This window comes from Streptomyces sp. NBC_01176, assembly GCF_045039825.1.
In the GTDB taxonomy this organism is placed as follows: domain Bacteria; phylum Actinomycetota; class Actinomycetes; order Streptomycetales; family Streptomycetaceae; genus Streptomyces.
In genome coordinates this window covers 1,822,740-1,835,726 of the sequence record NZ_CP108600.1, presented here as the reverse complement: position 1 = coordinate 1,835,726, position 12,987 = coordinate 1,822,740, and the positions used below count along the sequence as shown (strand labels likewise).

Below are 12,987 nucleotides of genomic sequence, written 5' to 3'. Positions count from 1 at the left end.
CTGTGGTGCCGGACCGGCATTGCTCGTCCCACCCAAGACCCTCTCGGCGGTTCGCACAAGGGTGCAAATCGTCGTGCCCAGGGTTCGGGGGCACCGCGGAGGCGGCCCGCACGTCACTCCGCGCGGGGCCGCGAAAATCTGTTGCGCCGCACGACCAGCATCGCTCACGATGCGTCCGTGGGCACGACGGGGGAGATCGCGCGGGGCGTTCGCATGGCGTGTACGGGGGTGGCGCCATGAGCGCGCGCCTGCGCGCGATCGCGCGGCAGACCGAGGAGGCCGTGGCGGCGGGTTCGTACCGCGGGTCGCACGGGCGGGTGGTGTCGATCGCCGCGGCGGTCGAGGCCGCGCGGGCCGGGACGCGGATGTACGGGCCGGGTCCGATCGGGGTGCCGGCCGGTGGCCGTGCGGCCTCCGCCGCGGGCTTCGCGGGCACGGCGTTCGAGGTCACGGGCGAGAGCAGCACACAGGCCGCGAGACGGCTGGCGGGCGGGTACGCGCACGGCCCCGAGGGCCCCGTCGCCGTGCTGAACTTCGCCTCGGCGCGCAATCCCGGCGGTGGCTATCTGAACGGCGCGCAGGCCCAGGAGGAGGACCTGTGCCGAGCGTCGGCGCTCTACGCCTGCCTGCTGCGGGCCCGCGAGTTCTACGACCACCACCGTGCCCACCGGGACCCGTTCTACACGGACCGGGTCATCCATTCGCCCGCCGTGCCCGTCTTCCGTGACGGCCGCGGCGAACTGCTCGACGAGCCGTACACCGCCGGTTTCCTGACCGCCGCGGCCCCGAACGCCTCGGTCGTGCTGCGCACGGCCCCCGAGCGCGCGGACGAACTGCCGCGCGCCCTGGCCGTCCGGGCCGAGCGGGTCCTGGAGGCCGCCGCGGCCCAGGGGTACCGACGCCTGGTCCTGGGGGCCTGGGGCTGCGGCGTCTTCCGCAACGACCCGGCACAGGTCGCCGCGGCCTTCCGTGACCTGCTGGTCGGGGGCCGCTTCGAGGGGTACTTCGACCAGGTGGTGTTCGGGGTCCTGGACCGTACCCCGGAGGCGGCGACACGATCCGCATTCAAACGCGCGTTCGCATCCGTGACGCACGGACATCCCGACACCGACACCCCGCCGATCGGGTGACGGAAACGTCCCGTGGCGCTCAGCGCCAGCCGTAGCGCTCCCGCAGGCGGTGCACCACCAGGTTGAACCGCATCCGGTCCAGCGCGCACGCCTCACGCCGCATGCCGTCCTCGTGCAGCCGCAGCACCCGGTCCACGGCGACCCACGAGTCCCGGCCCGTCCGGTCCCACGGACCGCTGCCTATCGGTACCCACTCCCGGTCGCCGTCGTGCCGTTTGCTCGACAACTGGACGGCGAGCAGAGTGCCTCCGTCCTCGCGCGCGACGACGAGCACCGGGCGGTCCTTGCCCCGTCCGTCGTTCTCCTCGAAGGGCACCCAGGTCCAGACGATCTCGCCGGGGTCGGGGTCGCCGTCGTGCGCGGGCGAGTACTCCGTGCGCACCCGGCCCACCTCACGGGGCTCGGCCTCCGTGGTGGCCGAAGGGCCGTAGCGGCCGGGGACATGCTCGTCGGTGTCATCGGTAAAGGCATTCACGCGGGCCACGTTAGAACCCGCACCTCGGCGGCTCGTCGACGGGGCCCACGCGACGGGCCCGACGCGGGACACACGCGGCCCCGCACGGAGCACACGCCGCACGGAGCACCCGCCGCACACGCGGCCCCGCACGGAACGCACTTCGGGCGTACGGGAGCCAACTCCCGTACGCCCGAAGCCTCAGCGGGTCACTTGCCGTCCCCCTCCACCGGCACCTTCTCCGCACGCGGCGGCACGAATCCGTTGACCACGCCGCCGTTGCCCGCGCCGGCCCCGTCCTGATTCATCGACGAGAGCAACTGCCGGGCCAGACCCAGGCCCGTCCCGCCCATGGTGAGCGCCTTGGCGAACATGTCCGACATGCCGTCGGCACCGTTGAGCAGCACCATGTGGTCGACGTTGCCGAACGCGCTCGCGCCCGCCTGGACGATCTCCGGCCAGTTCTCCGCGAGTTGCTGGGCGACCACGGCCTCCTGGTTCTCGGCGAGGGCCGCGGCCCTCGCCTTGATGGTCTCCGCCTCCGCGAGACCCTGCGCACGGGTCGCCTCCGCGGTCGCGAGACCCTTGGCCTGGGCGGCGGCGGCCTCGGCCTCACCGGTGGCCTTGGTCGCCATGGCGGCCGCGGCACCCCGCGCCTTCGTCGCCTCGGCCTCGGCGTTGGCGGCGGTCTTCACCCGGTTCGCCTCGGCCGCCGCCGCGAGTTCGGTCTCCTTGGCCTTGGCCTGCGCGGCGGAGATCCGCGCGTCGCGTTCCGCCTCGGCCCGCGCACGGGTCTCGTACGCCTGGGCGTCCGCCGGCTTGCGGACGTCGGCCTGGAGCTGCTGTTCCCGGCGCTGCGCCTCGAGTTCGGCGATCCGGGTCTCCTGCACGACGACATCCTGCCGGGCCGCGGCCTCGGCGAGCGGACCGGCCTGCCGCGACTTCGCCGCCGCCTTGTCACGCTCGGCCTGGTAACCGGCCTGCAGGATCTCGCTGTCCCGGGTCGCCTCCGACATCCGGGCCGCCGCCTTCTGCTCGGCCTCGGTGGCGAGACGGTTCGCCTCCGCCTGCGCGATGCGCGCGTCGCGCTGTACGGCGGCGGCGTGCGGCATCGCGAGGTTCTTGATGTAACCGGTCGGGTCCTCGATCTCGTGGATCTGCAGCGAGTCGACGATCAGACCCAGCTTCTCCATCTCGGTACCGCACGCGGCCCGCGTCTGGCCGGTCAGTTTCTCCCGGTCGCGGATCATGTCCTCGACGGTCAACCCGCCGACGATGGACCGCAGATGACCGGCGAAGACGTTGTGCACCCGCTCGGACATCATCTTCTGCTGGTCGAGGAACCGGCGCCCCGCGTTGGCGATCGACACGAAGTCGTCGCCCACCTTGAAGATGACCACGCCCCGCACCTTCAGCGGAATGCCCTGCGTGGTCACGCAGTCCACGTGCAACTCGGTCTCGTTGAGGTCCAGCGAGATCTTCCGCACCGCCTGCACACCCGGCATCACCAGCGTGCCGCGCCCCGTCACGATTCGGAAACCCATGCCCTCTTCGAGGCCTTCGGTCCGATGCTTCGAACCGGAGATGATCAGTGCCTCGTTGGGCTCCGCCACCCGCCACATGAGCTTGAAGACCACGATCACGAAGATCAGTGCGAGGACAACCGTCCCCGCCACGACGCCGACAACCATCGGCATACGCCCCCTTTTGATGGTGCCCTATCGGCACCGAACGAAGGGAGTGTGCTCCTGAGCGGGACCGGGGTGAAGACGCTGACGATTCCTTGTTGCAATCTTGACGCACACTGCTCTCACCTGGGACGGAGCGCGCACAGACGAGCTGTCAACTGTCGTATGCCGCTGATACGTACACCGTGCGCGGCGCCAGGTACTCGACGACCATCACCACCGTGCCGCGCTCGATGCGCTCCTTGGCGGTGGCGGGGTAGGCAAGGAAGTGCTCGGCGCCCCCGCGTACGCGGACGATCACCTCACCGACGAGCCCGGGCCCGACCGTCCCGGTCACCCGCCCCATCAATCCGACCATCGACACATCGTCCATGGCACCAGCGTACGGCGCGAAGTCGGTTACACCGCGGGGGAATCCGCCGCCGCCTCGCGCGGCGGCCACCGCTCGTGCCAGCGCTGGTCGTCCTCCAGCTGGGAGGCCAGCGCGACCAGCAACGGCTCGCTGTGCGCCGGGCCGAGGAGCTGGGCGCCGACCGGCAGCCCCTCGCCGACGAAACCGGCGGGTACGTTCACACCCGGCCACCCCAGGACGTTCCACGGCCAGGCGTACGGACAGGCGGCGATCATGGCCCGGTCGGTGTCCAGCCCACTCAGGTTCGCCATCGAGCCGACGCGGGGCGGGGGAGCGGCCGTGGTGGGCGCGAGCAGCACGTCGTAGCTGTCGAAGAGCGCGCCGATCCGGTGGTGCAGGGTCGCCTCGGCGCGCCGGGCCACCCGCAGGGGCGCGCCACCGAGCAGCCGGCCGAGGCGGGCGGCTCCCTGGGTGCGCGGGTCCAGGAGGTGCGGGTGGGGCGCGTCGCGCACCCGTTCGGCGATACCGGCCGTCGCGCGCGGGACGAACGTGAGCCCGATCCGTCCGTAGCGCGGCTCGGCCTCCTCCACCGTGTGCCCGAGCGCCGCGATCCGCTCCGCGAGTGCCACCACCTTCGCCCGTACGGCCGGGTCGAGCCGCGCGGGCACCGCCGTGAACGGCGGCTTGAGCGACAGCGCGATCCGCAGCCGGCCCGGCTCGCGGCCCACCGCGTCGGACACCCGCAGCACGGGCGGCCGGTGCAGGTCGCCGTGGTGGTTGCCGCTCGCCGCGTCCAGGAGCAGCGCCGCGTCCGCCACCGAGCGGGCGAGGGTGCCGTTGACCGTGATGCCCTGGAAGGACTCCGGGCGCGGCCAGGTGGAGATCCGGCCGCGCTGCGGCTTGATCCCGATCAGATGGGTCCAGGAGGCCGGGATACGGACGGAGCCCGCACCGTCCGAGCCGAGCGCCGCCGGGACCAGACCCGCCGCGACCGCCGCCGCGGAGCCCCCGGAGGAGCCGCCGGGGGTGTGGTCGGCGTGCCAGGGATTGCGGGTGGCGCCGAAGGCCGGGCCCTCCGTGAACGGCCACTGGCCGAGTTCGCAGGTGTTGGTCTTGCCGATGACGATCGCCCCGGCCGCGCGCAGCCGGCGTACCGCCTCCCCGTCCCGGGCCTCGGGCGGGAAGACCCCTCGGCAGCCGAACGCGGTCGGCTCCCCGGCCACGTCCATGTCGTCCTTCACCGCCACCGGCACCCCCAGCAGCGGCCGGCGGTGTCCCGCCGCGAGTTCCCTGTCCGCCGCGTCCGCCTCGTCGAGCGCTGCCTCGGCGCGCACCAGACGGAAGGCGTTCAGGGACGGCTGGGTGGCCTCGATCCGGGCCAGCGCCCGTTCGACCAGTTCACGCGAGCTCACCTCGCCCGCGGCGAGGGCGCGGGCACACTCCGCCAGACCTGCGGCACGGTCGTCAGCCATACGGGACACCTCCGAAGGCACATCGTCCACCGCACGGTAACCGCCTGGGGAGGTATCCCGCACGAGGGGCGGAAGTTCCTTCGTGCAAGCGGGTGTTCCGGGGCGCGCGGGCCAGGGGTTCCCCCGGCGCCGAGCGGTGCCCGGGGCTTCTGCAAGGATGCGGGGCGTCATGGTGCAGATACCGAATCAGCCCGTCCCGCCGTCGCCCGTACAACGACCCGTGCCGACGAGCGCCGATGTGGCCCGCCTGGCGGGCGTCTCCCGGGCCACCGTCTCGTACGTTCTGAACAACACCAGCGCCGTCCGGATCAGCGAGCCCACCCGTCGCCGCGTCCACGAGGCGGCCAGGGATCTCGGGTACGTTCCGCACGCGGCGGCCCGCAGCCTGCGCGCCGGGCACAGCCGGATGGTCCTGATGCCCGCCCCGAGCGTGCCCGTGGGCCCGCTCTACAGTCAGTTCTTCAACGAGCTGCAGTGGGCGCTGGGCCGTTTGGACTACACCGTCGTCCAGTACGGCAGCGTCGGTCTGCACGGGGACGAGGCCGCCCGGGCCTGGGCGGAGCTGCGGCCGGTCGCCGTGCTGGTGCCCGGCAGTGGTCTCGGCCCGCAGGGCGTGGCCGTCCTCAAGCGCTCCGGGGCCCGGGCCGTGGTCACCCTGGGCCCCGAGCGGGTCGAGGGCGCGCACGCGCTCCTGATGGACCACGAACGGGTCGGCCACAGCGCGGGGGCCCATCTGGTGGCCCGCGGCCGGCACCGCGTCGGCGTCGTGGTGCCCGAGGAACCCGGCCTGGAGATCTTCTCCAGGCCCCGCCTCGAAGGCGTACGCCGCGCCCTGCGCGGCACCGGCGCCACGGTGACCGAGTTGCCGCTCGCCTACGAGGAGGAGGCCGCGACGCGGCTCGCGGACCGCTGGCGCGCGCTCGGCCTGGACGGGGTGTTCGCCTACAACGACGAGTACGCCATGCTGCTGATGAGGGCGCTCCAGGACGCGGGCATCGTGGTCCCGGACGAAACGGCCGTCGTCGGCGCGGACGACCTGATGCTCGGGCGGTTGCTGCGGCCCCGGCTCAGCACCGTCCACCTCGAACTGCCGTCCGGTCGGGACCTCGCGGAGCTGGTCGACCGCGCGGTGCGCGAACCCGGCGCGGCGCCCGAGACCCACGAGGTGCTGGGAGCCAGGATCGTGCACCGCGACTCGAGCTGAGAGAGGCTGTAGCTGGTCGCCGCCCGAAGCGGACCAGACCGGAGACGGGAGGCGCGTCATGCGGACCACGGTCGGCATCGTGGGCGGCGGCCCCGCCGGGCTCCTGCTGGCCCGGCTGCTGCACCGCGCGGGCATCGGCTGCGTCGTCCTGGAAGGCAGGTCGCGCGCCTACGTCGAACGCCGCCAGCGTGCCGGGATGCTGGAGCAGGGCACGGTCGACGCGCTGCGGGAATGCGGCGCCGGCGACCGTCTCGACGTCGAGGGCCTGCCCCACAGCGGCATCGAGCTGCGCTTCGAGCGCGAGCGCCACCACATCGACTTCCCCCGACTCACCGGCGGCCGCGGCGTAATGATCTACCCGCAGACGGAGATCGTGAAGGACCTGATCGCTCTCCAACTGGCCGACGGGCCACCGCTGTTGTTCGAGGCCGAGGCGCTCGCCGTCGAGAGTCCGCTGAGCGACTCACCCGTCGTGCGTTTTGCGCACGGGGGCCGCGAACAGACCCTGGACTGCGCCTACGTGGTGGGCTGCGACGGTGGTCACAGTGTCGCCCGCGAGGCCTTCCCCGCCGGGACGCTCCACACCTACGCCCGCGACTACCCGTACTCCTGGCTCGGGATCCTCGCCGATGCGCCGCCCTCCGGACAGGATCTGGTCTACGCGCGCGGCGCGACCGGTTTCGCCCTGCAGAGCATGCGCTCGCCCACGGTCTCGCGGCTCTACTTGCAGGTCCCGAACGGCACCGATCCCGACGACTGGTCGGACGAGCGCATCTGGGACGAGCTCGCCGCGCGCTTCGCGGTCGACGGCGACTGGCGGCTGAACCGCGGCCCCATCACGGCCAAGTCCGTGACGCCGTTGCGCAGTCGTGTCCACGAGCCGCTGCGCCACGGCCGGCTCCTCCTCGCCGGGGACGCCGCCCACACCGTGCCGCCGACCGGCGCCAAGGGACTCAACCTGGCCGTCTCCGACGTAGGGGTGCTGGCCGACGGCCTCATCGAGCTGCATCGCACGGGTTCCACCCAACTCCTCGACCGGTACTCGCAGTTGTGTCTCGACCGGGTCTGGCAGGCCACACGGTTCTCGTACGACATGACTAGGATGTTGCATGCTCAACCAGATGGGGATGTCTTCGACCACCGGATCCAGCTCGCCCGGCTCCGGCGGATCACGACTTCCCGCGCCGCGGCCGCCGAACTGGCCGCGAACTACACGGGACTGCCATTGGGACGGTGAGCCCCGCGTGCTGATCAGCGAACGATCGGAGCCCCGACATGCCGCTGCTCGACCCCCGGACCTGGCAGTCCCGCACCCTGGCGGGCGGTGAGCACGCCGTCACCGAGCCCGCCACCGGCGAGACGCTCGCCACCGTCACCCTCGCCGCCGCCGAGGACGTCACGACGGCCGCGCGGGAGGCACACGCGGCCCGGTCCGCCTGGGCCGCCGCACCGCACTTCGTCCGCGCCGCGGTCCTGCGCAGGGCCGGCGACCTCTTCGCCGCGCACGCCGACGAACTCCGCGAATGGATCGTGCGGGAGTCCGGCTCCATTCCGGGCAAGGCCGACTTCGAGCTGCACGTCGCCGCCCAGGAGTGCTACGAGGCCGCCGCCCTCGCCTCCCGCCCCACGGGCCAGATCCTGCCCTCGGAGGCGCCGCGGCTGTCGTACACACGGCGCGTCCCGGTCGGCGTCGTCGGCGTGATCGCCCCCTTCAACGCCCCGCTCATCCTCTCCATCCGCTCCGTGGCCCCGGCGCTCGCGCTCGGCAACGCCGTGGTGCTGAAGCCGGACCCGCGCACCGCGGTCTGCGGAGGCCTCGCGCTCGCGGCCGTCTTCGCCGAGGCGGGCCTCCCGGAAGGACTGCTGCACGTCCTGCCCGGCGGCGTCGAGGCGGGCCGGGCGCTGGTGGCCGACCCGCTGGTCCCGGTGATCTCCTTCACCGGCTCGACGGCCGCCGGACGCGCGGTGGGCGAGGCGGCCGGCCGGCTCCTCAAGCGCGCCCACCTGGAACTGGGCGGCAACTCGGCCCTCGTCGTGCTGGAGGACGCCGACATCGACGCGGTCATCTCGACGGCGGCCTGGGGCTCGTTCTTCCACCAGGGCCAGATCTGCATGACGACGGGCCGCCACCTCGTCCACGCGTCGCTGTACGAGGAGTACGTCGAGCGGCTCGCCGCCAAGGCCGACTCGCTCGCCGTGGGCGACCCGCACCGTGCGCGGGTACACCTCGGGCCCGTCATCGACAGCGCCCAACTCGCCAAGATCCAGGGGCTGGTGGAGTCCAGTACGGCGCGCGGGGCGAAGCTGGCGGCGGGCGGCACGCACGAGGGGCTGTTCTACCGGCCGACCGTGCTCGCCGGGGTCGACGACACGACCCCCGCGTACGCCGAGGAGGTCTTCGGCCCGGTCGCGCCGGTACGGTCCTTCGCGGACGCCGACGAGGCCGTGGCCCTCGCCTCGGCGGGACCGTACGGCCTCTCGCTCGGCATCGTCACCCGGGACACCGCGCGCGGCCTGGACCTGGCCGAGCGGATCCCGACCGGGATCGCCCACATCAACGACCAGACCGTCAACGACGAGGCGGTCGCCCCGTTCGGCGGCACGGGCGCCTCCGGCACCGGCGCCCGCTTCGGTGGCGAGGCCAACCTGGAGGCCTTCACCGAGGTGCGCTGGACGACCGTGCGCGGGGACGTGGCGCCGTACCCGTTCTGATCCGTACGAGGGCCCCGGCCGGAAAGGTACCGACCGGGGCCCGAGGGGCCTGCCCCGAGCTCACTCGCCCTGCTGGGCCTGCTGTCCCTGCTGCTGGTCCGCGATGGACTTGCGGACCTCGTCCATGTCCAGCTTCCGGGCCTGTCCGATGACGTCCTCCAGAGCGGCCTCGGGCAGCGCTCCGGGCTGGGAGAAGATCGCGACCTGGTCGCGGACGATCATCAGGGTCGGGATGGACTGGATCTCGAAGGCCGCGGCCAGCTCCGGCTGCGCCTCCGTGTCCACCTTGGCGAAGACCAGGTCGGGGTTGGCCTCGGCGGCCTTCTCGTAGACCGGGGCGAACTGACGGCACGGCCCGCACCACGAGGCCCAGAAGTCGATCAGGACGAACTCGTTGTCCGTGACCGTCTGGTCGAAGTTCTCCTTGGTCAGCTCCATCGTCCTGCTCATGGCGTGACTACCTCTCCCTGCTCTCGGGCCTCGGGGCGAAGCCGGTGTCCACAACACCGTCTCCCAGCGGCGTATTCCGCGCACGTACCCGTGTGGCCACGGCGCACACCAACAACCAGACTGGGCGCATGACGGAAACGGAATCCATCGCCTACGACGTAGTGGTGCTCGGCGCCGGCCCCGTGGGGGAGAACGTCGCCGACCGCGCCCGCGCGGCCGGCCTCTCCGCCGCGATCGTGGAGAACGAGCTGGTCGGAGGCGAGTGCTCGTACTGGGCCTGCATGCCCAGCAAGGCCCTCCTGCGCCCGGCCATCGCCCGCGCCGACGCCCGCCGCGTGCCCGGCCTGAGCGGAGCCGTGCAGGGCCCGCTCGACGCCCCCGCGGTGCTCGCCCACCGTGACTACTACACCTCCAACTGGAAGGACGACGGACAGGTCGCCTGGCTCGACGGCATCGGAGCCGATCTCTACCGCGGACACGGACGTCTCGCCGGGCCGCGCCGGGTGAGCGTCGAAGGCCCGGACGGCGAGCTGCGGTTCCTCACCGCGCGGCACGCGGTCGCCGTGTGCACCGGCACCCGCGCGCTGCTGCCCGGCCTGCCCGGACTCGCCGAGGTCAAGCCCTGGACCAGCCGCGAGGCCACCAGCGCCCACGAGGTGCCGGACCGGCTCATCGTGGTCGGCGGCGGGGTGGTCGCCGTCGAGATGGCCACGGCCTGGCAGGCGCTCGGCTCCCGGGTCACCGTCCTCGTCCGCGGCCACGCGCTGCTGCCCAGGATGGAGCCCTTCGCCGGTGAGCTGGTCGCCGACGCGCTCAAGGAGGCGGGCGCCGACGTCCGCACCGGAACCTCGGTGACCGGGGTGACGCGCGAGGGCTCGACCGTGGTGGCCCTGACGGACACCGGCGACCGCATCGAGGCGGACGAGATCCTGTTCGCCACCGGGCGGGTGCCCCACACCGAGGACATCGGCCTCGACACGGTCGGCCTGGAGCCGGGCTCGTGGCTCGACGTCGACGACAGCCTGCGGGTGACCGGCAGCGAGTGGCTGTACGCCGTCGGAGACGTCAACCACCGCGCGCTCCTCACCCACCAGGGCAAGTACCAGGCGAGGATCGCGGGCGCCGCCATCGCCGCCCGCGCCGCCGGCGTCCCGCTCCTGGAGAGCGATCCCTGGGGCGCGCACGCCGCGACCGCCGACCACGCGGCCGTCCCCCAGGTCGTCTTCACCGACCCGGAGGCCGCGGCCGTGGGTCTCTCCCTCGCCGAGGCCGAGAGCGCCGGCCTGCGGGTCCGCGCCGTCGACGTCGACATGTCCTCCGTGGCGGGGGCGGGCCTGTACGCCGACGGCTACCGCGGCAAGGCCCGCATGGTCGTCGACGTCAACCGCGAGATCGTGGTCGGCCTCACCCTCGTCGGACCCGGCGTGGGCGAACTCATCCACTCGGCGACGGTCGCGGTCGCCGGCGAGGTGCCGGTCAGCCGCCTGTGGCACGCCGTGCCCTCCTATCCGACGGTGAGCGAGGTGTGGCTGCGGCTGCTGGAGGCGTACCGGGACGCGTAGGACCGGTCGTTCGGACCAGGCGGCGGGACGCGGGCCTGGGCACGCGCACCGCGGCGTTGTCGTCGGTCGCCGACTCCCCCCCCGCTCGGCTTCGCTCGAGCGGGGGGACCCCCATCGCCTCGTCGCCCTCCGGCGCCTCGCAGCCGTACGCACCCTGCCCCGCTGGGCGGCCGGCATAGCCGTACGCACCCTGCCCCGCCCGGCCGGGCCGACGAGGGACCGCGCGCCGGAGCCACCTGATCCGGCCGCCGCACCCGGGCCCCGGCCGGCACGCCGGTGGCACCGGCATCACGCCGGCGCCACCAGCTCCAGGTACTCCTCGCTCCACAGGTCCTCGTCCGCGTCCGGGAGCAGCAGCACCCGGTCGGGGCGCAGGGCCCGGAGCGCGCCCTCGTCGTGGGTGACCATGACGATCGCGCCCGGATACGTGCCCACCGCGGCAAGCACCTCGGCGCGGGAGGCCGGGTCCAGGTTGTTGGTGGGCTCGTCGAGCAGCAGGACGTTGGCGCCGGAGTGCACCAGCCCCGCCAGGGCGAGGCGGGTCTTCTCACCGCCGGACAGGACGTCGACGCGTTTGCCGGCGTCGTCCCCGGTGAACAGGAACGCGCCGAGCACGCGCCGCACCTCCCCGTCGGTGAGGTGCGGGGCGGCCGCGGCCAGATGACCGCGGACCGTGTCCGTCGGGTCGAGCGTGTCGTGCTCCTGCGCGAAGTAGCCGATCCGCAGCCCGTGACCGTGGACCACGCGGCCGTCGTCCGGGGTCTCCCGGCCGGCGAGCAGCCTCAGCAGTGTCGTCTTGCCCGCGCCGTTGGGACCGAGGACCACCAGCCGGCTGCCCCGGTCGACCGCCAGGTCGACGCCGCGCAGGACGCGGTGCTCGCCGTACGACTTGGTGAGGGCGACCGTGCCGAGCGGCATCCGCCCGCAGGGGGCGGGCTCCGGCAGCCGGATCCGGGCGACCTTGTCCCGCCTCCTGACCGGTTCGAGCCCGTCCAGCAGGCGGTCGGCGCGCCGGGCCATGTTCTTCGCCGCCACGGCGGTCGCGACGTTCGCGCGCATCCGGTCCGCCTGGGCGTGCAGGGCCGAGGCCTTGCGCTCGGCGCCGGCCCGCTCCCGCGCCCGGCGCCGCTCCTCGGCGTCCCGTTGGGCGAGGTAGGTGTGCCAGCCCGTGTTGTGGACGTCGAGCGTGGCGCGGTGCGGGTCCAGGTGGAAGACGCGGTTGACCACGGCCGCCAGCAGCGAGGTGTCGTGACTGATCAGGACGAGACCTGCCTGATGACTCGTCAGGAAGCCGCGCAGCCAGCCGATCGAGCTGGCGTCCAGGTGGTTCGTCGGCTCGTCCAGGAGCAGGGTGCCGTGGTCCGCGAAGAGGATGCGGGCCAGTTCGACCCGGCGGCGCTGCCCACCGGACAGGGCACCGAGCGGCCGGGCCATCACCCGCGTCGGCAGCCCGAGGCCCGCGGCGACCCGGGCCGCCTCCGCCTCGGCCGCGTAGCCTCCGCGTGCCTGGAACTCCGCCTCGGCGCGCACATAGGCGTTCATCGCGCGCTCGGTCCCGTCGGCCAGCGCGGTCTCCGCCGCGCGCAGTGCGCGGACGGCACGGTCGAGGCCGCGCGCCGACAGGATCCGGTCGGTGACCGTCACCCGCGGGTCGGCGGCCCGGGAGTCCTGGGCGAGGTGGCCGACCTGCCCGGTGACGGCGACGGACCCGGCCGCGGGGCGTACGCGTCCCGTGAGGGTGTTCAGCAGGGTGGTCTTGCCCGCGCCGTTGCGGCCGACCAGGCCGATGCGGTCGCCGGGGGAGACGTGGAAGGAGAGGTCGGACAGCAGCAGTCGTGCGCCGACGCGCACGTCGACACCGCGCACGGTGATCATGGGAGATGCTCCGGGAATCAATCGGCAGAAGGACACACGTGTGGCGTGGAAGCGGGTCCTGGAGCTAAGAGATTCGGGGCGTGGACAT

Annotated in this window: 11 protein-coding genes; 5 read left to right on the top strand and 6 right to left on the bottom strand. The window is 73.3% G+C overall.

The features are described 5' to 3' along the window. The first annotated feature begins 236 nt into the window (after positions 1–236). Positions 237–1,130 carry a TIGR02452 family protein gene (locus tag OG199_RS07715; protein ID WP_405828729.1) on the top strand — a complete coding sequence of 298 codons (894 nt, stop codon included), beginning with the start codon at positions 237–239 and terminating at the stop codon, positions 1,128–1,130. A 19-nt stretch (positions 1,131–1,149) separates the two neighbouring features. On the opposite strand, the gene OG199_RS07710 is transcribed toward OG199_RS07715, so the two are convergent. The 4 genes from OG199_RS07710 to OG199_RS07695 all read right to left on the bottom strand — a co-directional run bounded on the left by OG199_RS07710 (position 1,150) and on the right by OG199_RS07695 (position 5,096). Continuing rightward, complete coding sequence (locus tag OG199_RS07710) at positions 1,150–1,605, bottom strand: type II toxin-antitoxin system PemK/MazF family toxin (RefSeq protein ID WP_356803408.1); 456 nt, start codon at positions 1,603–1,605, stop codon at positions 1,150–1,152. Positions 1,606–1,793: 188 nt separating this feature from the next. After that, positions 1,794–3,281, bottom strand: coding sequence for an SPFH domain-containing protein (locus OG199_RS07705; RefSeq protein WP_356803406.1), 1,488 nt, complete (start codon positions 3,279–3,281; stop codon positions 1,794–1,796). 145 nt (positions 3,282–3,426) lie between these two features. Next, on the bottom strand, positions 3,427–3,645 hold the full coding sequence (locus OG199_RS07700; RefSeq protein ID WP_356803405.1) for a hypothetical protein: 219 nt from the start codon (positions 3,643–3,645) through the stop codon (positions 3,427–3,429). 26 nt (positions 3,646–3,671) lie between these two features. After that, positions 3,672–5,096 carry an amidase gene (locus tag OG199_RS07695; protein ID WP_356803404.1) on the bottom strand — a complete coding sequence of 475 codons (1,425 nt, stop codon included), beginning with the start codon at positions 5,094–5,096 and terminating at the stop codon, positions 3,672–3,674. Between the two features lie 169 nt (positions 5,097–5,265). Between OG199_RS07695 and OG199_RS07690 the strand changes: the two genes are divergently transcribed. From OG199_RS07690 to OG199_RS07680, 3 genes are read left to right on the top strand one after another with little or no spacing between them, the layout of a single operon-like run. Next, the gene (locus OG199_RS07690) at positions 5,266–6,300 is read left to right on the top strand and encodes a LacI family DNA-binding transcriptional regulator (RefSeq protein ID WP_405828726.1); all 1,035 of its coding nucleotides are present in this window, start codon (positions 5,266–5,268) and stop codon (positions 6,298–6,300) included. A 58-nt stretch (positions 6,301–6,358) separates the two neighbouring features. Beyond that, on the top strand, positions 6,359–7,537 hold the full coding sequence (locus OG199_RS07685; protein WP_405828725.1) for a 4-hydroxybenzoate 3-monooxygenase: 1,179 nt from the start codon (positions 6,359–6,361) through the stop codon (positions 7,535–7,537). A 38-nt stretch (positions 7,538–7,575) separates the two neighbouring features. Then, positions 7,576–9,012, top strand: coding sequence for an aldehyde dehydrogenase family protein (locus OG199_RS07680; protein WP_356803399.1), 1,437 nt, complete (start codon positions 7,576–7,578; stop codon positions 9,010–9,012). Positions 9,013–9,072: 60 nt separating this feature from the next. Here OG199_RS07680 and trxA read toward each other — a convergent pair whose 3' ends face one another. After that, positions 9,073–9,462, bottom strand: coding sequence for a thioredoxin (gene trxA / locus OG199_RS07675; RefSeq protein ID WP_356803397.1), 390 nt, complete (start codon positions 9,460–9,462; stop codon positions 9,073–9,075). 128 nt (positions 9,463–9,590) lie between these two features. Between trxA and OG199_RS07670 the strand changes: the two genes are divergently transcribed. Further along, entirely contained in the window at positions 9,591–11,024 is a 1,434-nt protein-coding gene (locus OG199_RS07670; protein WP_356803396.1) for an NAD(P)/FAD-dependent oxidoreductase, read from the top strand. Between the two features lie 288 nt (positions 11,025–11,312). Here OG199_RS07670 and OG199_RS07665 read toward each other — a convergent pair whose 3' ends face one another. Beyond that, positions 11,313–12,899 (bottom strand): ABC-F family ATP-binding cassette domain-containing protein, encoded by a 1,587-nt coding sequence (locus OG199_RS07665; protein WP_405828723.1) that lies wholly within the window; start codon positions 12,897–12,899, stop codon positions 11,313–11,315. Between the last annotated feature and the right edge of the window lie 88 nt (positions 12,900–12,987).